At 69.1% G+C, this 21,150-nt stretch carries 15 protein-coding genes and 1 other RNA gene; 12 read left to right on the top strand and 4 right to left on the bottom strand.

The genetic code is table 11. The features are described 5' to 3' along the window. The first annotated feature begins 94 nt into the window (after positions 1-94). Positions 95-1,330 carry a M48 family metallopeptidase gene (locus AC07PV_RS12260; protein WP_494630369.1) on the top strand — a complete coding sequence of 412 codons (1,236 nt, stop codon included), beginning with the start codon at positions 95-97 and terminating at the stop codon, positions 1,328-1,330. 77 nt (positions 1,331-1,407) lie between these two features. On the opposite strand, the gene rnpB is transcribed toward AC07PV_RS12260, so the two are convergent. Next, an RNA gene (rnpB, locus tag AC07PV_RS12255) (RNase P RNA component class A) lies at positions 1,408-1,847 on the bottom strand. A gap of 249 nt (positions 1,848-2,096) precedes the next feature. Continuing rightward, positions 2,097-3,731 (bottom strand): RNA repair transcriptional activator RtcR, encoded by a 1,635-nt coding sequence (rtcR, locus tag AC07PV_RS12250; RefSeq protein ID WP_492254625.1) that lies wholly within the window; start codon positions 3,729-3,731, stop codon positions 2,097-2,099. 722 nt (positions 3,732-4,453) lie between these two features. Between rtcR and AC07PV_RS12245 the strand changes: the two genes are divergently transcribed. The 10 genes from AC07PV_RS12245 (at position 4,454) to AC07PV_RS12200 (ending at position 15,893) form a co-directional block, all read left to right on the top strand. Next, the gene (locus tag AC07PV_RS12245) at positions 4,454-5,593 is read left to right on the top strand and encodes a slipin family protein (protein WP_494630550.1); all 1,140 of its coding nucleotides are present in this window, start codon (positions 4,454-4,456) and stop codon (positions 5,591-5,593) included. Positions 5,594-5,627: 34 nt separating this feature from the next. Next, positions 5,628-6,368 (top strand): hypothetical protein, encoded by a 741-nt coding sequence (locus AC07PV_RS12240; RefSeq protein ID WP_492244342.1) that lies wholly within the window; start codon positions 5,628-5,630, stop codon positions 6,366-6,368. Positions 6,369-6,376: 8 nt separating this feature from the next. Continuing rightward, a complete protein-coding gene (locus tag AC07PV_RS12235) occupies positions 6,377-7,618 on the top strand; it encodes an RtcB family protein (RefSeq protein WP_494630367.1) in 1,242 nt (413 codons plus the stop codon). 181 nt (positions 7,619-7,799) lie between these two features. Further along, positions 7,800-8,864: an RNA 3'-terminal phosphate cyclase gene (rtcA, locus tag AC07PV_RS12230; RefSeq protein ID WP_369641409.1), complete on the top strand. Its 1,065-nt coding sequence runs from the start codon at positions 7,800-7,802 to the stop codon at positions 8,862-8,864. Between the two features lie 156 nt (positions 8,865-9,020). Then, the gene (gene cysK, locus AC07PV_RS12225; protein WP_369641408.1) at positions 9,021-9,938 is read left to right on the top strand and encodes a cysteine synthase A; all 918 of its coding nucleotides are present in this window, start codon (positions 9,021-9,023) and stop codon (positions 9,936-9,938) included. Positions 9,939-10,336: 398 nt separating this feature from the next. Further along, positions 10,337-11,101 (top strand): endonuclease/exonuclease/phosphatase family protein, encoded by a 765-nt coding sequence (locus AC07PV_RS12220; RefSeq protein WP_369641407.1) that lies wholly within the window; start codon positions 10,337-10,339, stop codon positions 11,099-11,101. After that, positions 11,098-12,381, top strand: a complete 1,284-nt coding sequence (gene clsB / locus AC07PV_RS12215; RefSeq protein ID WP_494596141.1) for a cardiolipin synthase ClsB — start codon at positions 11,098-11,100, stop codon at positions 12,379-12,381. The genes AC07PV_RS12220 and clsB overlap by 4 nt, the downstream gene beginning before the upstream one ends. Positions 12,382-12,397: 16 nt before the next feature. Next, entirely contained in the window at positions 12,398-13,444 is a 1,047-nt protein-coding gene (locus tag AC07PV_RS12210) for a lysylphosphatidylglycerol synthase domain-containing protein (RefSeq protein WP_494596143.1), read from the top strand. Positions 13,445-13,613: 169 nt separating this feature from the next. Next, positions 13,614-15,329, top strand: a complete 1,716-nt coding sequence (locus AC07PV_RS12205; RefSeq protein WP_494630366.1) for an NAD(P)/FAD-dependent oxidoreductase — start codon at positions 13,614-13,616, stop codon at positions 15,327-15,329. Positions 15,330-15,398: 69 nt separating this feature from the next. Further along, positions 15,399-15,893 carry a VUT family protein gene (locus AC07PV_RS12200; protein WP_255591300.1) on the top strand — a complete coding sequence of 165 codons (495 nt, stop codon included), beginning with the start codon at positions 15,399-15,401 and terminating at the stop codon, positions 15,891-15,893. Positions 15,894-16,753: 860 nt separating this feature from the next. Here the strand turns inward: AC07PV_RS12200 and AC07PV_RS12195 are convergent. After that, positions 16,754-18,097: an amidohydrolase gene (locus AC07PV_RS12195; protein ID WP_494596147.1), complete on the bottom strand. Its 1,344-nt coding sequence runs from the start codon at positions 18,095-18,097 to the stop codon at positions 16,754-16,756. Positions 18,098-18,223: 126 nt separating this feature from the next. Here AC07PV_RS12195 and AC07PV_RS12190 point away from each other — a divergent pair, with 126 nt between their 5' ends. Continuing rightward, a complete protein-coding gene (locus AC07PV_RS12190; RefSeq protein WP_494596372.1) occupies positions 18,224-19,303 on the top strand; it encodes a GlxA family transcriptional regulator in 1,080 nt (359 codons plus the stop codon). Positions 19,304-19,374: 71 nt separating this feature from the next. Here AC07PV_RS12190 and AC07PV_RS12185 read toward each other — a convergent pair whose 3' ends face one another. Continuing rightward, the gene (locus tag AC07PV_RS12185; protein ID WP_494630364.1) at positions 19,375-20,946 is read right to left on the bottom strand and encodes a methyl-accepting chemotaxis protein; all 1,572 of its coding nucleotides are present in this window, start codon (positions 20,944-20,946) and stop codon (positions 19,375-19,377) included. Between the last annotated feature and the right edge of the window lie 204 nt (positions 20,947-21,150).

Raw genomic sequence — 21,150 nt, 5'->3', positions numbered from 1 at the left:
TCGCGCCCCGGTGCGTCCGCCAGGGCGGCCGCTCGCCCGTGCCGCCGCCAGTTTCACCGGCCCCGGGCCACCTACAACGTGATGGATGACTGACATGAACGACCCCCTTCACGCTGCATCCCTCGTGCCTGGCCGCTGGTTCGACGGCCAGAGCAGCAAAGCCCGCCCCGTGATGGTGGGCCTGCGCCCCACGCCGCGGGGCCCGTCGCTGGTGCTGCACCCGCTCTCGCAGCCAGGCGCCGCGCCGGCCGTGTTCGCCTGCAAGGATGTGGGCTGGCCGGAGGCCTGGAACGAGCGCAAGCCCCAGCCCCGCGTGGTCGTAGACCTGCGGGACCACGGCAGCCTGGAGATCGATGCCGTGAACGACTGGCGCGCCGCCCTGGCCGCCGCTGGCGAACGCCCGGGCCTGGCCCAGCGCATGCAGACCCGCTGGCCCGTGCTGCTGGGCGTGGTGGCGGTGGCGGCCATCGGCCTCACGCTGTTCTACCGCTACGGCACCCCCTGGGCCGCCACGCAGCTCACGCGCTTTGTGCCCCTGTCCTGGGAAACCAGCGTGGCCGAGAACGTGCTGCGCCAGATGGACAGCGGCACGCTCAAGCCCAGCAAGCTCCCCAGGGAGCGGCAGGAGCAGCTCAAGGCGCGCTTTGACGCCCTGGTGCAGCACACACCCCCCGGCCTGCGGCGCTACCCCGGCTACCAGCCTCCCCTGAGCCTGGAATTCCGCTCGGGCATGGGCGCCAACGCCTTTGCGCTGCCGGGCGGCAAGGTGGTGATGACCGACGGCATCGTGAAGGCCGCCGCCGACAAGGGACTGGACGACAACGCGCTGGTGGGCGTGCTGGCGCACGAAATCGGCCATGTGGTGCAGCGGCACACCACGCGCATGGTGGTGCAGCAGGGCGTGCTCAGCATGGGCCTGGGGCTGGCGCTGGGCGATGTGTCCGGCATTGTCTCCACCGGTGCCTCGGTGCTCACGGGGCTGGCCTACAGCCGCAGCCACGAGCGCGAAGCCGACTGCTACGCCATCGCGGTGATGGGCCAGGCAGCCCTGCCCACGGCGCCCATGGGCCAGCTGCTGCTGGCCATCGCGAAGGATGAAGCAGAAGAGGAAGAAGACAACAAGAAGAAGGAGAAAGCAGGCCAGGACCAGGCGGCCACCGCCACAGCGGCCGAACCCGGCGCCAGCAGCCCGGAGCGCTCGCGCAAGCGCAAGATGGCGGAAGACATGGCGTCGCACCCGGTCTGGTCGCTGCTCAGCAGCCACCCCGACACCGTGGAGCGGGCCACGGAGCTGGAGAAGGGGCATGCGCCCCACTGCGCGAAAGGCTGAGCGCGCCGTGGCGTGCTCCGCGCCGGGCACGACCGGCACATCAGCGCCTACATCAGGCTGAGGCTGGGGGAAATAAAGTGTGAAGCGCGCCGATAAGCCGGATTCTGTGCACCACGGTTGCCCGCAGTGTGACCGCCATTAATCTGGGCCGGGTGTCGCCACCACGGCTCGGTGCTACCTACCCGCCAGCTCTGCGGAACCACATCAACGCTGGCCTACTTGGTATTGCTGCGCGTAGAGATTGCCCGTTTCACCCCGAGCGGGCTTGCCCGCTCGGGGTGGCTGTTCGGACCCGGCTTGCGCCGGGTTCGGACAGCTCTCGCTGTCCTCTCGCCAGCTTGCGCTGGCGCCTCACAGAACACTCCGTGGCAGGTAGTTTCCACCCGGACTCGTCTCTGTTGCTCTGATCCTCACCTCACGGTGGGCAGCCGTTAGCTGCTACGCTGTCCTGTGCAGTCCGGACGTTCCTCCAGTGCCTGGTTTCCCAGATTGCACCAGCGGCGGTCTGGCGCGCTTCACGGGGTGGATTATCCTAGAAACGGCAGTTGAATGCGCCCGTCAGTGCCGTGATCGGTGCGTCAGGCAAGGCGAGACGACGCTGCAGGCTCTTGCCTGCAAGGAGGAGCAACGCCGCATGGCACGCCGAGCGCGGTGCTGGCGGGTGTATAGCGTGCCCATCCAACCAGTGAACGCCATCGAAGCAGCACATACCTGACTTCAGATGGCAAGTTGAAGGAAACCAAGCGGTCAACTGCCGTTTCTAGGATTACTGCCCAGAGGCACTCGCGCGATCCCAGTCGAGGCCAAAACGCGCCAGGTACTTGCGCAGCCGGTCCGCATCGTTGACCACCGTGCGCTGCGTGCGCGAGGCCTGGAACAGCTGGCGCCCCGCGTCCGACAGGGTGCGGGCCTGGCGGCACACCTGCAGCACGGCCGCCAGTTGCAGCTGGTCGAACAGGTCCAGGGCGTGCACCGCTTCCTCGCCCAGCAGGTCCGCCAGATCGCCGCGGCCCACCGCGCCGGGCATGGACGCCAGACCGCTGCGCGCATCGCTGGCGGGCTGCCACAGCCAGCGCAGGCGCGCGATCTCGGCCTCGACCAGGGGCAGGCCGATGCGGCCGCTGTCGGCCAGCGTGGCCAGGCGCGTGACGCTGGCCGAGAGGTCGCGGAAGTTGCCCGTCCACAGCGCCTCGGGCGACTGGGCATAGCGCAGGTAGGCCGCGCGCGCCTCGTTGGAAAAGCGCACGCCGCGGCCCAGCTCGGCGCCTGCGCGGGCCAGCTGGTGGTCCACGTTGGGCTCGATGTCCTCGGGCCGCCGCGCCAGGCCCGGCAGCACATAGCTCCAGAGGTTGATGCGCGCATACAGGTCTTCGCGAAAACGCCCTGCCGTCACCTCGGTGCGCAGGTCGCGGTTGGTACCCGCGATGAGCTCGAAGTCGCTGGCCACCTCGCGGTCGCTGCCCAGGGGGTAGAAGCGCTTTTCCTCCACCGCCTTGAGCAGCATGGCCTGCTCATCGAGGCCCAGTTCGCCGATCTCGTCGAGGAACAGCACGCCCTTGTGCGCCGTGCGCAGCAGGCCCGCGCGGTCGGCCGCCGCACCGGTGAAGGCGCCTTTCTTGTGGCCGAACAGCGTGGACGCCGCGCCGTCGCCATGCAGCGTGGCGCAGTTCACTTCCACGAACTCGCCCTCCACCTGGTGGCGCGACTTCTTCAGCTCGAACATGCGCCGCGCCAGGTGCGACTTGCCCGCGCCCGTGGGCCCGGTGAACAGGATGGGCGCACGCGAGCGCACCGCCACGCGCTCCACCTCGTCGATCAGCGCGTTGAAGCGCGCGTTGCGCGTGGCGATGCCGCTCTTGAGGAACTGCACCGCGTCCTGCTGCTCGGCGCCGAAGCGCTGGGCGATCCCGTCGTAGCGCGACAGGTCCAGGTCGATCAGCGTGTAGCTGCCCGGATCGCCCATCTGCTGGCGTTTGGGCGGCGAGGTCTGCGCCAGCACGCCTGGAATGCGGCGCGATTCCACCAGCAGGAACAGGCAGATCTGCGCCACGTGGGTGCCGGTGGTGATGTGCGTCCAGTACTCCTCGCGCCCGGTGTCGAAGCGGTAGGCCTGCGCCCAGTCAAACAGCCTGGCATACACCTCGCCAAAGTCCCACGGGTCGGCAATGGGCAGGGGCGCCAGATTCACCGTGGTCTCGGGCGAGGCGATGGCCATGTCGGCGCGCACCTGCTGCGCCAGGTCCTGATGGGGCGGCGTGTAGAGCAGCTCCAGCCGCTCGATCACCACGTCCTCATGCTGCACCAGCGACACCGTGGGGCGCCACTTTTCCCACCGCCCCGCGCCCCTGCCGGCGTCGAGCTGGGTGCCCAGGAAACCGATGACGACTTTGTTTTTGCGCATTCCATTTATCTATTCAACTAGCTTTCATTCTAGTTACTTCATGCACCTCGAATAGACCAAAAAACAATCGAAGAAATTTCCCCTTACAAATCAACGACTTGAAAGAAATCGAACCACAAGCCACAGGCTGGCACGCATCTGGCAATAAAGAAGACATCCAGCGCAAGCGGTGACCGCTCACAGGCCGGGGTTAGGACACACGTTCGCCCCGCCGGTGCAGGGAATCCGGAGCCTCAGGGCTCTTGTCGATTCCCCGCATGCCGCACGCCGCAAACGCTGGGTAACGGCAAGGTCGGGTGACGCCTCGCAAGAGGACGTGCCGGGTTCGACTCCCGGCTTGCCACCACTGGTAGCTCAGTCTGGTAGAGCCCCCCGAAAGGGGTTGTCGCAGGTTCGATTCCTGCCCATGGCCGCAAGGCCAGCACTTGGAAGTACCGGTCGAAAGACCACCCGCCGAACGCGGGGATTTGCCCCAAGGTGGCGTTTTTGGACGCAACCGCAAGGCAAGGCCCCGTCAGCCGGTGGCGGTTTGTGCCAGCACCCGGCACAGCCCGCGCCCGCAGCCAGCCACGCTGCCGCCCTGCTTGCAGGGCAGCAGCCACGGCGCACTGCAGGGCCCTGGCTGCGCCCGCTGACACCCCGCCATCGCTGTAACGGCACCCTGATTGCCATGACAACAACGAAGAAGTAACGACAACGAAAGAACGAGGAGAAGAAAAATGATGAAGTTGATCCAACGCACCACCGTGAAGAAGAACGAACGCGCACTGCTGCTGCGCAACGGCAGCTTTGACCGCGTGCTCCAAAGCGGCACCTACTGGCTGTTTGCGGGCATGGACCAGCTGCGTGTAGAGACCTTCGCTCTCGAACAACCCGCCTTCACCCACGGCCTGGCCGACTACCTGATGGCGCAGGAACCCGCCGTGGTGGCGGCAGAGTTTGTGCAAGTGAACCTGTCGGAACAGCAAGTGGGCCTGCGCAGCGAGAACGGCGTGCTGGTCGAGGTGCTGCCGCCCGGCACCCGCCGCCTTTATTGGAAAGGCCTGGTGGAAGTGAGTGTCCAGGTGATCGACCTGGAGGCAGGCCCCGAGCTGCCCGCCGCCCTGGTGGCGCGCCTGACGCACACACAACTGCGCCAGCGCAGCGTGACCGGATTGACTGGCGTGCTGCAGGTGCAGGTGCCCGAGGGCCAGTGCGCGCTGCTCTCCATCGACGGCAAAGTGGATCGGCTGCTGCCTGCAGGCGCCTACGCGTTCTGGAAGTACGGCCGCACCATCGCCGTGGAGCTGGTGGACCTGCGCCTGCAGGCCGTGGAGGTCTCGGGCCAGGACATCATGACCCGCGACAAGGTGGGCCTGCGGCTGAACCTGTCTGCCACCTTTCGCACCACCGATGTGCTGCGCGCCTTCGCCCAGCTGCAAAAGCCCGCCGACTACCTGTACCGCGAGCTGCAGTTTGCGCTGCGCGCCGCCGTGGGCACCCGCACGCTCGATGAGCTGCTGGAGAGCAAGACGGTGATCGACGACGTGGTGACCGCGCACATGGCCGCCAAATTGCAGCCCTTCGGCATGCAGCTGGAGAGCGTGGGCGTGAAGGACATCGTGCTGCCCGGCGAGATGAAGGCCATCCTGACCCAGGTGGTGCAGGCCCAGAAGCAGGCCGAGGCCAACGTGATCCGCCGCCGCGAGGAAACGGCTGCCACGCGCTCGCTGCTCAACACGGCGAAGGTGATGGAGGACAACCCCGTCGCCCTGCGCATGAAAGAACTGGAGACGCTGGAGCGCGTGGCCGAGCGCATCGACAAGATCTCGGTGTTCGGAGGCCTCGACCAGGTGCTAAACGGCCTCGTGAAGATGCGCTGAGAAAAATGGAAAAAATGGAAAAGCAGGAACTGCCATGAAAAACAAGAAACTGACAGCGAGAGAAAAGCGCCTGCAGCGGGACACCGCATCCGCCACCTGCGCATCCGTCGGCCTGGACCCGGCGGTGTACAGCGCGGCCTTGCGCTACCTCTTCGACCGCCCCGTGCCCGACAAGAGCGGGCAGGAGTGGTATTGGCTGATCGACGAGCCGGAGTTCGACGCCACGCCACTGCAATGGACACACATCCAGACCGTGCTGTTCGCCAACGCGGGCACCGACCTGGCGCCCTACAGCGACGAGCAGGTGGGCATGGGCCTGAACCATGTGATGAGCAACAACGCGGGCGACATCCCGCACATGGCGAACGACCCCTCGGTGCCCTTGGCCGACGCGATGCGCATGATGCGGGCCCTGCCCACCTTGTGGCGCGACTGCCTCGGCCCGCGCCTGGACACCGGGCCGAGCCCCATCGGGAGCCGAAGCGACCGCCTCTACTTCGTGAGCTACATGTGGTTTGACGTGTGGCCCACGTTCTGGAACGCCAAGGACATCCCTGAATGGCGCGACGCGATGTGGCAGGTGTTCTGCGAGATGCTGGCGATGCCGTTCAGGGCCGCACAGGAGTCCGCATTGCACGGGATCGGCCACGAGGGCGTGCGCCTGAAGCGGCCCAAGGAACTGCAGGCGCACATGGACGCCTTCATCCGCCAGGTGAAGAACGACGACGAACTGAAGAACTATGCCCAGGCCGCCGCGCGCGGAATGGTGCAATGAACAACAAAATGCGAAAGAACAATATGACCAACAACAACTACGAACAATACGAAGTGCCGAACGGCGTGCCCGTGAAGATGTGGACGAACGGCGTGCCCGTGGAAGAAGAAGCCCGGAACCAGCTGCGCAACATCGCGCGCCTGCCCATCGTGTTCAAGCACGTGGCGGTGATGCCCGACGTGCACCTGGGGATCGGTGCCACCATCGGCTCGGTGGTGCCCACGCTCAAGGCCATCATTCCCGCCGCGGTGGGGGTGGACCTGGGGTGCGGAATGATGGCGTGCAAGACCACGCTGACCGCCAGCGACCTGCCCGACAACCTCTCTGGCGTGCGCGCCGCCATCGAACGCGCCGTGCCGGTGGGGATGACCCCCAAGCGCTTCGGCCGCGACAAGGGAAGCTGGGATACCCCGCCGACCGAGACCGACCGCGCCTGGTCCGGACTGGTGGACGAGTTCGACGAGATCTGCGAAGCACACCCGCGCATCAAGAACACGAACAACTACAAGCACCTGGGAACGCTGGGTACCGGTAACCACTTCATCGAGATCTGCCTGGACGAACACCAGTCCGTGTGGGTGATGCTGCACTCGGGCTCGCGTGGGGTGGGGAACGCCATCGGCACCCACTTCATCGAGCTGGCCAAGAAGGACGCCGAGATGAACCAGCGCAACCTGCCCGACAAGGACCTGGCGTACTTCGAGGAAGGCGCGCGGTACTTCGGTGACTACGTGAAGGCCGTGGGGTGGGCGCAGAAGTTCGCCGCCGCCAACCGCGAAGTGATGATGGGCCGCGTGATCGTCGCGCTGCGACAGGTGATCACCAAGCCGTTCGAGACGCATGTGGAAGCCGTGAACTGCCACCACAACTACGTGCAGCGCGAAACGCACTTCGGGCAGGACGTGTTCGTGACCCGCAAGGGCGCGGTGAGTGCCGAGCAAGGCAAGCTGGGGATCATCCCGGGGAGCATGGGGGCCAAGAGCTTCATCGTGCGCGGAAAAGGCAACCCCGAGAGCTTCAGCAGCTGCAGCCACGGCGCGGGCCGAACGATGAGCCGCACCAAGGCCAAGAAGATGTACACCGTGGCAGACCAGATTGCTGCGACCGAGGGCGTGGAATGCCGCAAGGATGCCGACGTGATCGACGAGATTCCAATGGCGTACAAGAACATCGACGCGGTGATGGCGGCGCAGCAGGACCTGGTGGAGGTGGTGTACACGCTCAAGCAGGTGGTGTGCGTGAAGGGGTAGCCCCCGGGCCGCACAGTGGCGAAGGGTTGCGGCGAATACTATACTTTTGATAGCTGCTCGCGCTTATCCAATGAGCGCCACGGCCATTTTTATGCAAACAACAGAACCACAAGAAAATGCCGCGCCCAGCCCACCCGGTGGAGCCACACACCCGCGCCGTGGGTGCGGCGCAGGCATCGCCATGACGGAGTTGACATTGTCCCCCCTCACCCTCGACGGCTCCACCGGCGAAGGCGGCGGCCAGATCCTGCGCACCGGCCTGGCCCTTTCCATGGCCACCGGCCGGCCGCTGCACATCACGCGCATCCGCGCCGGGCGGCCCAAGCCGGGACTGATGCGACAGCACCTGGCCTGCGTGCAGGCGGCCACAGCCGTGTGCGGCGGGCAGGCCGAGGGGGCGGAGCTGGGCTCCCAGACGCTGCGGTTCACGCCGGGCGCGGTGCGTTCTGGCGACTACCGCTTTCAGATCGCCACGGCGGGCAGCTGCCTGCTGGTGCTGCAAACGGTCTTGCCCGCGCTGATGCTGGCCGACGGCGAGAGCCGTGTGCAGCTGTCGGGCGGCACGCACAACCCGATGGCGCCGCCGTTTGACTTTCTGGAACGGGCGTTTGCGCCGCTGGTGCGGCGGCTGGGGGTGGGGCTGGATCTGCAGCTGCAGCGGCGGGGCTTCTACCCCGCCGGGGGCGGCGAGGTGCTGGCGCACATCACGCCCCCAGTCCAGACCCTGGCCCCGGTGGACGTGCTGGAGCGCGGCACGCTGAAGACCGGGTGGGCCGATGCGCTGGCGCCCGGCCTGGCCCGCAACATTCCCTACCGGGAGCTGGAGACCCTGGGCCAGCGGATGGGCTGGACCTTTGAAGCAGGCCAGTTGCGCCAGCCGCCCACGCGCCAGAACGAGGGGCCGGGCAATGCGCTGATCGCCACGCTGGAGTACGAGCACGTCACCGAGGTGTTCTGCCAGCTGGGCGCGCGCAGCCTGTCGGCCGAGCAGGTCGCCAAGCGGCTGGTGGACGAGGTGCGCGCCTACCAGCGCAGCACGGGCGCCCTGGGCCCGCACCTGGCGGACCAGTGGATGCTGCCGCTGGCCCTGGCGGTGTGGCGCAGCGGGCAAGCCGCGCGCTACACCTGCACCGAGGTGACGCAGCACACGGCCACCAATGCGCAGACCATCGCGCTGGGCCTGCCGGTGCGGGTGCAGACCACGCCGGTGGACGGGGCCATGCGGGTCGAGATCACACCGGCGTAGCCCGCCCCCCGGGCCCGCCGCGCGGCCGGGGCCGGGGACAACCCCTGCCGGCCGGCCCGCAACCCACAGGCCCCGGCATATCCATATCACCCAGACAGCAGAACAAGTGGTTCAGAATGCGCGTCACACCCCTCTTTGCACCTCACAGGAGACGCCATGAAAGTTGACAACATTCTGCAAACCATCGGCCACACGCCCCACGTGCGCATCAACCGCCTGTTTGGCCCGGCGGCCAACGTGTGGGTGAAGTCCGAGCGCAGCAACCCCGGCGGCTCCATCAAGGACCGCATCGCGCTGTCGATGGTGGAAGACGCCGAGAAGTCCGGCGCCCTGCAGCCCGGCGGCACGATCATCGAGCCCACCTCGGGCAACACCGGCATCGGCCTGGCGCTGGTGGCGGCCGTCAAGGGCTACAAGCTCATCCTGGTGATGCCCGACAGCATGAGCATCGAGCGCCGCCGCCTGATGCTGGCCTACGGCGCGCAGTTCGACCTGACCCCGCGCGAAAAGGGCATGAAGGGCGCGATCGCCCGCGCACAGGAGCTGCAGGCGCAGACGCCGGGCTCGTGGATTCCCCAGCAGTTCGAGAACCCCGCCAACATCGACGTGCATGTGCGCACCACCGCGCAGGAGATCCTGGCGGACTTCCCCGACGGCATCGACGTGCTGATCACGGGCGTGGGCACGGGCGGCCACATCACGGGCGTGGCGCGGGTGCTCAAGGCCAGGTTTGCGAACCTCAAGGTGTTCGCGGTGGAGCCCACGGCATCGCCGGTGATCTCGGGCGGCGCGCCGGCGCCCCACCCCATCCAGGGCATTGGCGCGGGGTTCATCCCCAAGAACCTCGACACCAGCCTGCTCGACGGCGTGATCCAGGTCGATGCCGAACCCGCCCGCGAATACGCACGCCGCTGCGCGCGTGAAGAAGGCATCCTGGTGGGCATTTCGTCGGGCGCCACGCTCGCCGCCATTGCGCAGAAGCTGCCCGAGCTGCCCGCGGGCGCCAAGGTGCTGGGCTTCAACTACGACACGGGCGAGCGTTATCTGTCGGTGGAGGGGTTCCTGCCTGCATAAATTGCCCCCCTGAGGCGCAACCGCTTGGTGCCACCGCCAGAGGCGGTGCCTCTTCGATGCCGTCCAAGCCTGCGCAGGCAGGCGTGGAGCCGCGGCGTCTCAGCCCCCAGGGGGACGCACCCGGTGGCCTGGCAGAGCCAGTTCCACGGGTGCACCGGCCTGGGGCGCGCCAGTTTCCAAGGTGCTGCGGGGGCGGCCGGCCCCTGGTGCCAGCCCTGAACCCAGCACGTAGCCAAGGCACGGGTTCAGGGCCGAAAGCCTTTTTCGGCCAGCGCAGCACACACCCACGGCCAGCCGTCCTACAGCGGCGGCGCACTGCGGCCCCAACAATCGTTTCACCCTTCGGCCCGCCCCTGGCGGCGCCCCGCGCCGGAGGGCCCCACAACGATTGTTTGCCCATGGACACCCTCCCCTCACAACCCATCGCGTTCAAGGTGCTCACCGTGAACGTGCACAAGGGCTTCACCACCTTCAACCGGCGCTTCATGCTGCACGAGCTGCGCGAGGCGGTGCGCAGCGTGGCGGCGGACCTGGTCTTTCTGCAGGAGGTGCAGGGCACGCACCACCGCCATGCCAGCCGGCTCGCCAACTTTCCGCAGGTGCCGCACTACGAGTTCCTGGCCGACACCATCTGGTCGCAGTACGCCTACGGGCGCAATGCCGTGTATGACAACGGCGACCACGGCAACGCCCTGCTGTCCAAGTTCCCCATCACGCACTACGAGAACCATGACATCTCGATCAGCGGGCCCGAGCGGCGCGGCATGCTGCACTGTGTGCTGCAGCCGCCCGGCCACCACCTGCCCGTGCATGCCGTGTGCGTGCACCTGGGGCTGCAGGAGGCCCACCGCCAGCGCCAGCTGCAGCGGGTGTGCGAGCTGCTCAAGACCTTCCCGCCCGGCGAGCCCGTGGTGCTGGCCGGCGACTTCAATGACTGGCGCCACCGCGCGCACGACATCCTGCAGCGGGGCGCGGGCCTGCAGGAGGTGTTCGTGCAGGCCTTCGGCCGGGCGGTGCGCACCTTCCCCGCGTCCATGCCGCTGCTCGCGCTGGACCGCATCTACGTGCGCAACGCGGCCGTTCATGCACCCCTGTCGCTGCCGCGCAAGCCCTGGGACAAGCTTTCGGACCACGCACCCCTGGCGGCGGAGATCCTGCTATGAGCCTATCTTCCCGCTCGTTTCGCGCACCACGCTCATCCCGCTGGGTGCCGGGCAACCACTTCGATCTGCTGGAAAACGGCGAGGAGTTTTTCCCCCGGGTGTTCGGCGCGATTGAAAAGGCACGGCGCGAAGTGCTGCTGGAGACCTTCATCCTGTTCGAGGACAAGATCGGCCAGGAACTGCACGCCGCCCTGCTCGCGGCCGCCCGGCGCGGCGTGGAAGTGCATGTGCTGGTGGACGGGTTCGGCTCGCCCGACCTGTCCGACGGCTTCGTGGGCAGCCTGGTCGAGGCGGGCGTGCGCTTTCGCATCTTCGACCCGGGCCGCCGCTTCATGGGCCAGCGCCTGAACATGCTGCGCCGCATGCACCGCAAGATGGTGGTGGTGGACGGCGAGCTGGGGTTCATCGGCGGCATCAACTACTCGGCCGACCACGTGGCGGATTTCGGCCCCGAGGCCAAGCAGGACTACGCCGTGCAGGTGCGCGGCCCCATCGTGGCGCAGATGCACCATTTCCTGCGCGAGGCCGTGCAGGAGGGCGCGCAGCGCCGGCGCCCGGGCGGCGCGGCCGCCACAGGGCGGCCCCACGCGGGCACCGCCCATGCCATTTTCGTGACCCGCGACAACCACGACCACCGCAGCGACATCGAACGCCACTACCGCGTGGCCCTGCGGTCGGCACGCCATCGCGTGGTGATCGCCAATGCGTATTTCTTCCCGGGCTACCGCTTCATCCGCGAGATGCGGCGCGCCGCCAAACGCGGGGTCGACGTGCGGCTCATCCTGCAGGGCCAGCCCGACATGGCCATCGTGCGCACGGCGGCCAGCATGCTCTATGACCACCTGCTGCGCGCGGGCGTGCAGGTGTATGAATACTGCGAGCGGCCCCTGCACGGCAAGGTGGCGCTGGTGGACGACGAATGGTCCACCGTCGGCTCCAGCAACCTCGACCCGCTGAGCCTGTCGCTCAACCTCGAGGCCAACGTGATCATCCAGGACCGCGGCTTCAACGCCCAGCTCCATCGCCGCCTGGCGCGGCTGATGGAGAACAACTGCCGGCAGATCGAGGCCCCGCCGCCGGGGCGGCTGGACGGCCTGCGCCTGCTGCGCAGCTACGTGGTCTTCCACCTGATGCGGTGGTTTCCCACCTGGGCCGGCTGGCTGCCCCGCCACGAGCCCACCATCACCATGGTCCGCAAGGCGCCGCCCCCCGCGCAGCCCGCGGGCGATGCCGCCGGCAACGGCACCAACAACAACAGCAGCGCGGGCGTGGCCGCCTAGGCGGCCCCGGCATCCCATGGCAGCCACCACCACCCCGCGCCACCCGGCCCTGCCGCCCCTGGCCGCGGGCAGGCAGGCCCCCGGCGCCCCTTCCGGCTGGCGCGGCCTCACCCAGCGCCCCTGGTGGCCGTGGCTCACGCGCGGCCTCGCGGCGGCGTTCTTCGGGGGGGTGGCCTGGCTCATCTTCCGGCAGGCGCGCCTGGTGGACTGGCCCGCCGTGTTGCGCGCCCTGCAGGCGTTGCCCGCCAGCGCACTCGCCGTGGCGGGAGCGCTGGCCCTGGCCAGCCATTTCACCTACGGCAGCTTCGACTGGGTGGGCCGCCACTGCAGCGGCCACCGGCTCACGCGCCGCGCGACGCTGGGCATCGCGATGACCAGCTATCCCTTCACGCTCAATCTGGGCTCGCTGATCGGCGGCGTGGGCGTGCGCTACCGGCTGTACGCGCGGCGCGGGGTGGACGCGGGCACCATCGGGCAGGTGGTGGGCACCAGCGTGCTGACCAACTGGGTGGGCTACCTGCTGCTCGCGGCGGTCCTCCCCTGGCTGTGGCAGCCCCCGCTGCTGGCCGGCTGGGCCGCCACGCCATGGCAATGGCGGCTGGGCGGCGCGGTGCTGGGCTGCCTGCCCGTGGCGTACGTGGCGCTGTGCGCCGCGCGCGGCGGACGGGCCCTCACGCTGCGCGGCCACGCCTTTCCGCTGCCCCGGTGGCCCGTGGCCTTGTGGCAGGTGGCGGCGTCGGCCACGAACTGGATGCTCATGGGCGCGGCGCTGTGGGCCGTGCTGCAGGGCGCGGTGAGCTACCCCGCCGCGCTCGCCACCGTGCAGCTGGGAGCGGTGGCCGGGCTGGTCCTGCGGGTGCCCGCGGGCCTGGGCGTGCTGGAGGCCGTGGGCGTCGCGCTGCTGGCCCACGGCGCGCTGGGCCAGGACAAGGTGCTGGCGGCCCTGCTGGCGTACCGGGCGCTGTACTACTTCCTGCCCCTGCTGCTGGCCGCGCTGGGCTTTGGCGTGGCCGAGCTGCGCTGGCGCAGGGGCGAGGCCACCGGCGACGGAAGATCCGCATAAAAACGGTTGCAGCGCTTATCCATCAAGCGGTAGCAGCTATCATTCTTGAAAATCGCCTACCCCACGCCAAGGGCGCCCACGGCAGGCACGGGGCCGCGCGCCAGCGGCCCGGTAAAATCACGGCCCCACGACTTTGCACCCCGCCCGATCGACACGGGCCCGCAAGACCATGATCCGCCTCTCCGAAATCCGGCTGCCCTTCACGGCGGCCGAAGACCCCGACGCGCTGCTGCGCGCCGCCGCCGCCAGGCTGCTGGGCCTGGCCCCGGCCGACATCACCCACCTGCACGTCTTCAAGCGCAGCTTCGACGCGCGCAAGGTGGAACTGCTGGCGGTGTACATCATCGACATCACCCTCGCCCAGCCAGAGCGCGAGGCCGCGCTGCTCGCGCAGTTCGCGGGCAACCCGCACATCCAGCCCACACCCGACATGGCCTGGCACCCCGTGGGCCAGGCACCTGCCGACCTGCCCCTGCGCCCCGTGGTGGTGGGCTTTGGCCCCTGCGGCATCTTCGCGGCGCTGGTGCTGGCGCAGATGGGCTTCCGGCCCATCGTGCTCGAGCGCGGCAAGCCCGTGCGCGAGCGCACCAAGGACACCTGGGGCCTGTGGCGCAAGCGCGAGCTGCATGCCGAAAGCAACGTGCAGTTCGGCGAGGGCGGCGCGGGCACCTTCAGCGACGGCAAGCTCTACAGCCAGATCAAGGACCCGCGCCACCTGGGCCGCAAGGTGATGAACGAGTTCGTCAAGGCCGGCGCCCCTGAAGAGATTTTGTACGTCGCCCACCCGCACATCGGCACCTTCAAGCTGGTGAAGGTGGTGGAGAACCTGCGCGAGCAGATCATCGCGCTGGGCGGCGAGATCCGCTTCGAGCAGCGCGTGACGGACGTGGTCGTCGAAGGCACCGGGGAGGGCCGCCACCTGCGCGGCCTGAAGGTGCTGAACCAGGCCACGGGCGAGACCACCGACCTGCGCGCCGACCATGTGGTGATGGCCCTGGGCCACAGCTCGCGCGACACCTTTGCCATGCTGTACGACCGCGGCGTCGCCATGGAGGCCAAGCCGTTTTCCATCGGCTTTCGCATCGAGCACCCGCAGGGCATCATCGACCGCGCCCGCTGGGGCCGCCACGCCGGCCACCCGCTCCTGGGCGCGGCCGACTACAAGCTGGTGCACCATGCGCAGAACGGCCGGGCGGTGTACAGCTTCTGCATGTGCCCCGGCGGCACCGTGGTGGCCGCCACCAGCGAGCCGAACCGCGTGGTCACCAACGGCATGAGCCAGTACTCGCGCAACGAGCGCAACGCCAACGCGGGCATGGTGGTGGGGATCGACCCGAGCGACTACCCCACCGATGCCGCCGCCTTCGACACCCATCTGGGCCACACCCACGGCATCGAAGCGCTGCCGCAGGGCCAGTTCCACCCGCTGGCGGGCATCGTGCTGCAACGCCAGCTCGAATCCAACGCCTTCGTGCTCGGCGGGCGCGACTACAGCGCGCCGGGGCAGCTGGTGGGCGACTTCATCCAGGGCACTCCATCGAAGCACCTGGGCGATGTGGAGCCTTCGTACAAGCCCGGCGTGGCCCTGGGCGACCTGCACGCCGCCCTGCCCGGCTACGCCATCGCGGCCCTGCGCGAGGCGCTGCCCGTGTTCGGCCGCAAGATCAAGGGCTTCGACATGCACGACGCGGTGCTGACCGGCGTGGAGACCCGCACCTCGTCGCCGCTCAAGATCGGGCGGGGCGAGAACCTGCAGAGCCTGAACACCCCCGGCCTGTACCCGGCGGGCGAAGGCGCGAGCTACGCGGGCGGCATCCTGTCGGCGGGGGTGGACGGGATCAAGGTGGGCGAGGCGGTTGCGCGTGCTCTGCTGGGCCGTGCCTGACCTGGTGGTGGGATCGCTGCTGTGCTGACGCTCCCGACCCGCGCGCAGTTCGCTGCCGCTGCCCTGGCCATGGCCGCCGTGGTGCTGGCTTCCAACATCCTGGTGCAGTTCCCGATCAACGACTGGCTCACCTGGGGCGCGATCACCTACCCGGTCGCCTTCCTGGTGAGTGAGCTGGTCAACCGCGCCCACGGCCCGCAGCAGGCGCGCCGCGTGGCCTGGGTGGGCTTTGCCGTGGCGGTGGCCGCGTCGCTGGTGCTGGCACCTGCGCGCATTGCCATAGCGTCCGGCACGGCGTTTTTGCTGTCGCAATGGCTGGACATCGCCGTGTTCGACCGGCTGCGCCACGGCACGTGGTGGCGCGCGCCGCTGGTGGCCACGCTGATGGCTGCGGTGCTGGACACGGCAGTGTTCTGGAGCATCGCCTTTGCCGGTAGCAGCGACCCTTGGGTGACGTGGGCGCTGGGGGACCTGGGGGTGAAGCTGGTGCTGGGCGTGGCGCTGCTGCTGCCGTTTCGGCTGCTGGTGGGCCGGGGCGCTGCGCTCCACACCCGGTCGGGTTGAGCTTGTCGGACCCTGGGTGCGCTCGCAGGCTCGCTGATGGGCAGCATGCCTGGTTGAAGGGCGGAGGCCGGGAGTCGCCCGGCGTGCGAGTAACTTTCTTTCGCGTCGCCGAAAGAAAGTCACCAAAGAAAGGGCGACCCTACGGCCTGCGTCCCCACTCGCCCGCTGGGCGAGCGGGGCAACCTGCGGTGCTCGTGCGGGGGGCGCGCTGCGGAACTCGCTGCGCGCTTCGCGCTCCGCTCAGACAACCGCAGCGAGTCAGTCAACGAAGGCGTGTGTCCTTCGGCACACGCCCGCCCCCCGCACTGCGCTCCTCGGCGCATCCTGAAGGGCTGGGGGAGCCAACATCCACACGGGCCATCGCTGCGCTCGGCCCCCGAACGCGCAGGCGCTTTGCGCCGCGACCGCCAGGCCGAGCGAAGCAAAGGCCCGTGTGGCTGTTCGGCTGTCCACCCCCCTGCTGGCTGCGCCTGCGGCGGGGCGGCTGCGGGGTGGCATGCGCGTCGGAGCGCGCATGCTTCGTGCACTGACTCGCCGCAGTTGTCTGAACGGAGCGCCAAAGGCGCGCAGTGAGTTCTGCGGCGCACCCCGCAACCGCCCCGACGCAGGTTTGCCCCTTCGCACCGCGAAGGGGTCGCAGACTGGGGGTCGCCTTCTCTTTGGTGACTTTCTCTTGGCGAACCAAGAGAAAGTTACCGCGCCGCCGGGCGCGCACCCCGGCTCCCGCCCTCAACACAGGCATGTCGCATCCATCAGCCAAAGAGCCAACCCAGGTTTCGACAAGCTCAGCCCGCGCAACCTGAAGAGCCCCAACCCCATGCGGCCCCGTCGGCACCACACCCAGCGCCAAGGCCCACGCCTTACTTGCGCTGCAAGAAATCCACCGCCAGCGCCGCCAGCGTGCGCGCACCCACCGGCAGCTGGTCTTCATCGATGTCGAACAACGGCGAGTGGTTGGATGGAGCCTTGTTGAAGTCCGCGCCCTTGGGCGGCGCGCCCAGGAAGTAGAAGAAGCCGGGCGCGACCTTCTGGAACTCCGAGAAGTCTTCCGAACCGCTCACCTTGGGGATGATCATCGCCTTGCCCCCCGTGGCCAGCTTGAGCGCGGGCAGCGAGGCGGCCGTCAGCTCGGCCGGGTTGGTGGTCACCGGGTAGGCCACGGGTCCGAAGCGCACCTTGGCCTTGGCGCCGCTCGACGCCGCGATCTGCTCGGCGGTGGTGGTGATGCGCTTCAAGGCCTCCTGGCGCATGCCCTCGTCAAAGGTGCGCAGGGTGCCCAGCAGCTCCACGTTGTCCGGAATGATGTTGTAGCGCGTGCCGCCGTGGATGGAACCGATGGTGACCACCGCGGGCTCCTGGCTGATGTTGAGCTGGCGGCTCACCACGGTCTGCAGGCCCAGCACCACCTGGCTGGCCGCCACCACCGGGTCCACCGCGTTCCAGGGCGACGAGCCATGGCCGCCGCGCCCTTCCACCTGGATGCTGATGTTGTCCGAGCCGGCCATGAGCGGGCCGCTGCGGTAGCCCACCACGCCGGACGGCAGGTTGGCCGTGATGTGCAGGCCGTAGATGGCCTGCACATCCTTCAAGGCGCCCTCTTCCACCATGGCCTTGGCCCCGAAGCTGGGCACCTTGCCGTTGGCGTCGGCCTCCACGGGCGCGCCTTCCTCGGCGGGCTGGAAGATGAACTTGATGGTGCCGGGCAGCTGGGCCTTCATGCCGGCCAGCGCCTCGGCCGCGCCCATGAGCATGGCCACGTGGGCGTCGTGGCCGCAGGCGTGCATCACCGGCACTTCCTTGCCCAGGTAGTTGGCCTTCACCTTCGAGGCAAAGGGCAGGCCGGTGTTCTCGGGCACGGGCAATGCGTCCATGTCGGCGCGCAGCGCCACCACCTTGCCCGGCAGCCCGCCGCGCAGGGTGCCCACCACGCCGGTGCCGCCCACGTTGGTCTGCACCTCCATGCCCAGTTTCTTCAGGTGCTCGGCCACGAGCTTGGCGGTGCGCACCTCCTGGCCCGAGAGCTCGGGGTGGGCATGGATGTCGCGGCGCCAATTGACCATCTTGGGCGCCACCTTGTTCACGGCGGTGTCGATGGCCTGCAGGCCGGCGGCATCGAGCGCCTGGGCGTGGGCCGAAGAGGCGGCGATCAGCCCGCTGGCGGCGAGGCCGGCGGCAAGCGCGATGGCGGAAAGGGGTTTGTGCATGGGCAGATCCATAGGGTGGGTGACAGCTTGCAAGGCTGGAGCAGGGAGCAAAAAGCACGTTCATGCTAAAAGCCGGCACCCTCTTCATGACAAGCGAAAATGGCCATCCAACGAGCCAATACCGCCATGCCGCAGTCACCTTCGTCCTTGCCCCCGAGTCCCGCCAGGCCGCCGGTCTTTCGCGTGGACATTCCGCTGCTGCCCGAGTCCGCCGTGGGCAATGCGCTGCAGCTCATCGACCTGCTGCGCGGCGCCAACCTGCTGGCGGGCCTGCGCATGGGCGCGCAGGCGCCGCGCATGGCTTGGCGGCTGCTCGATGCCGGGGGGCTGCCCCTCGCTTCCCTGCCAGGGCCGCTGGCGGCCTACACGCCGGCCGGGGACACGGCGGCGCCCTCCGCCCCGGCCCACGCGTTGTTCATCCCCTCGTTCCATGCCGCGGACATTCCGGCCATCCGCGCGGTGGCGGCCCGCCACCGCGCGCTGTCGCGGCAGCTGGGCATCGCGATCGATGCCGGGCAGAAACTGCTCACGGTGGGCAATGGCGCCTGGCTGGCGGCGCAAAGCGGCCGCCTGAACGGGCGCCAGGCCAGCCTGCCCTGGTTCTACATCGCGGGCTTCGAACGGGACTTCCCGGGCATCGGCCACAGCCTGGGCCGGGACCTGTCGGACGACGGCCCCTGGCTCAGCTGCGCGCTGCCGCACAGCGTGAACCTGCTGGCGATCGCCCTGGTGCGCCACGCGCTGGGGGAGGAACTGGCCGCCGCCTGCGAGACCGTGATGGCGCCGGACCACCAGCGTGCGCGCGCGGCCCTTCAGGCCAACGCGCAGCAGCACATCCCGGCCACGCGCGACAGCACCCTGGCGCGCGCCATCGCCTGGATGGAGGCCCACCTGGACCAGCCGTACTCCCTGGCCCGGCTGGCCGAGGCAGCATCGGTGAGCACGCGCACGCTGCTGCGGCACTTCCAGCAGGAGCTGTCGCAGTCGCCGCTCGACTACCTGCACGGCCTGCGCTGCCGCCGCGCCAAGGTCATGCTGGAAGTGACGCTGGAGAGCGTGCCCAGCGTCGCCGTGGCCTGCGGCTACGCCGACCCGGCGGCTTTCAGGCGCATCTTCGCGCGCTACACCGGCATGGCGCCGGCGGAGTACCGCAAGCGCCATGCGCTGCGCGCGCCGCGCAGGCGCTGGCGGGTGGAAATATCGTGACCGCCCTGTGGCGCCGGCTTGGCCGCGCCAGCCTTGGACGCCGCGCTTCACTCCAGGGAAGACGCCCTTGTCTAGCGCGGCAGCGCGTTGCCAGCCGGCAGGCGGAACGCCTCCACCAGTTCGGCCAACTGCTGCGCCTGCGCGCGCAGACCCTGCGCGGCGGCGGAGGACTCTTCCACCAGCGCGGCGTTCTGCTGCGTCATCTGGTCGAGCTGCGAGACCGCCTCGCCCACCTGGCTCAGGCCCGTGGTCTGCTCGCGCGCGGCGGTGCTGATCTCGCCAATGATGGTGGCCACCTGCTGCACGGAGCTCACGATCTCGCCCATGGTGCTGCCCGCCGCGTGCACGAGCTTGGCGCCCTCGTCCACCTGGCGCACGCTGTCGCTGATCAGGCCGCCGATCTCCTTGGCCGCCGTGGCCGACCGCTGGGCCAGGCTGCGCACCTCGCCGGCCACCACCGCGAAGCCCCGGCCCTGCTCTCCGGCCCGGGCCGCTTCCACGGCGGCGTTGAGCGCGAGGATGTTGGTCTGGAACGCGATGCCGTCGATCACGCTGGTGATGTCGGCGATGCGGCGGGACGACAGCGCGATGCCATCCATGGTGCCCACCACGCGGTCCACGGCCTCGCGCCCGCGCTGCGCCACGCCGCTGGCGCCCGTGGCCAGGCTGCTGGCCTGCGCGGCGGCGTCGGCGCTGTGGCGCACGGTGGCCAGCAGCTCCTCCATGCTCGCGGCGATTTCTTCGAGGTTGGAGGCCGTGTGCTCGGTGCGGGCCGACAGGTCGCTGTTGCCCGCCGCGATCTCGCTGCTGGCCCCGGCCACGGAAGTGCTGGCCTGGCGCATGCCCACCACCAGAGCGGCCAGGCGTGCCTGCATGCCGCCCAGGCGCGCGAGCAGCGCCTGCAGCTCGTCGCGGTTGCCCGCGCCCGGGGCCGGCACGGCCGAGGTCAGGTCACCTTCGGCGATGCGGTCGGTGACTTCGGACGCACGGGCCAGCGGCCGCAGGATGGAGCGCGACAGCAGCCAGGCACAGGCCAGGCTCAGCAGCAGCCCCACCACGGACCCCGCCGCCAGCAGGGTGATGCCCTGCCGTTCGCTGCGGGCGGCGGCATCGCGGGCCTCGGCCACGCGCTGGCGCTGGAAGTCGGCCAGCTGGTTCACGGCCGCCGCATAGGCATCAGCCGCCGGGCGCAGGCGCGTGGCGATGGAGTCGGGCGGCAGGGCCTCGCCGTCCTTGCGGCGCTTGACGAGGTCGTCGCGCACGGTGCGAAAACCATTGCCGGCCTTGTCGATGGCATCGAACAGGGCCTGGGACTCCGGGTCCGCCGCCAGTTCGTCCAGCCGCTTGCGCACGTCGGCGGACCGGGCAGAGGTGACCTTGCGGTCGGCATCGATGCGCGCCGCGTAGCCGGGGTTGTCGATTTCCAGCAGGGTTTCGGCCCGCACGGAGCTGAGCACCACGATGGCGTGCAGCTCGCGCGCCAGCAGTGCGCGCTCGGACGAGGCGCCGCCCAGGTCGTCGGCGATGTCCTGCAGCCCCGCCAGCCGCCAGATGCCGACGGCGGCCGACAGCGACATGACCAGGCAGACAACGCCAAAGGCCAGGGCCAGGCGGACCGCAACACGTGCGTGGGAAATGGACATGGAGTGCTCTCGTGGGAATGAAGGTCAATGATGCAACCGCGCGCCGCACGGCATGCGGGCCTGGGTCGCCACCACCTTATCGACACAAGGTGACAAGCCCTTGAGCCTTGCCACGAGGCGGCCTGCCCACCCCACCAACAAAAAGGCCGCCGCGGGGGCTCCCGCGGCGGCCTGCAGGGGCCGAGGCCCGAGCCGGATCAGCCC

The sequence above is a fragment of the Acidovorax sp. GW821-FHT09A11 genome (assembly GCF_059418365.1).
Note: the sequence above shows the minus strand (reverse complement) of the source record. Positions and strands in the feature narration are given on the sequence as shown.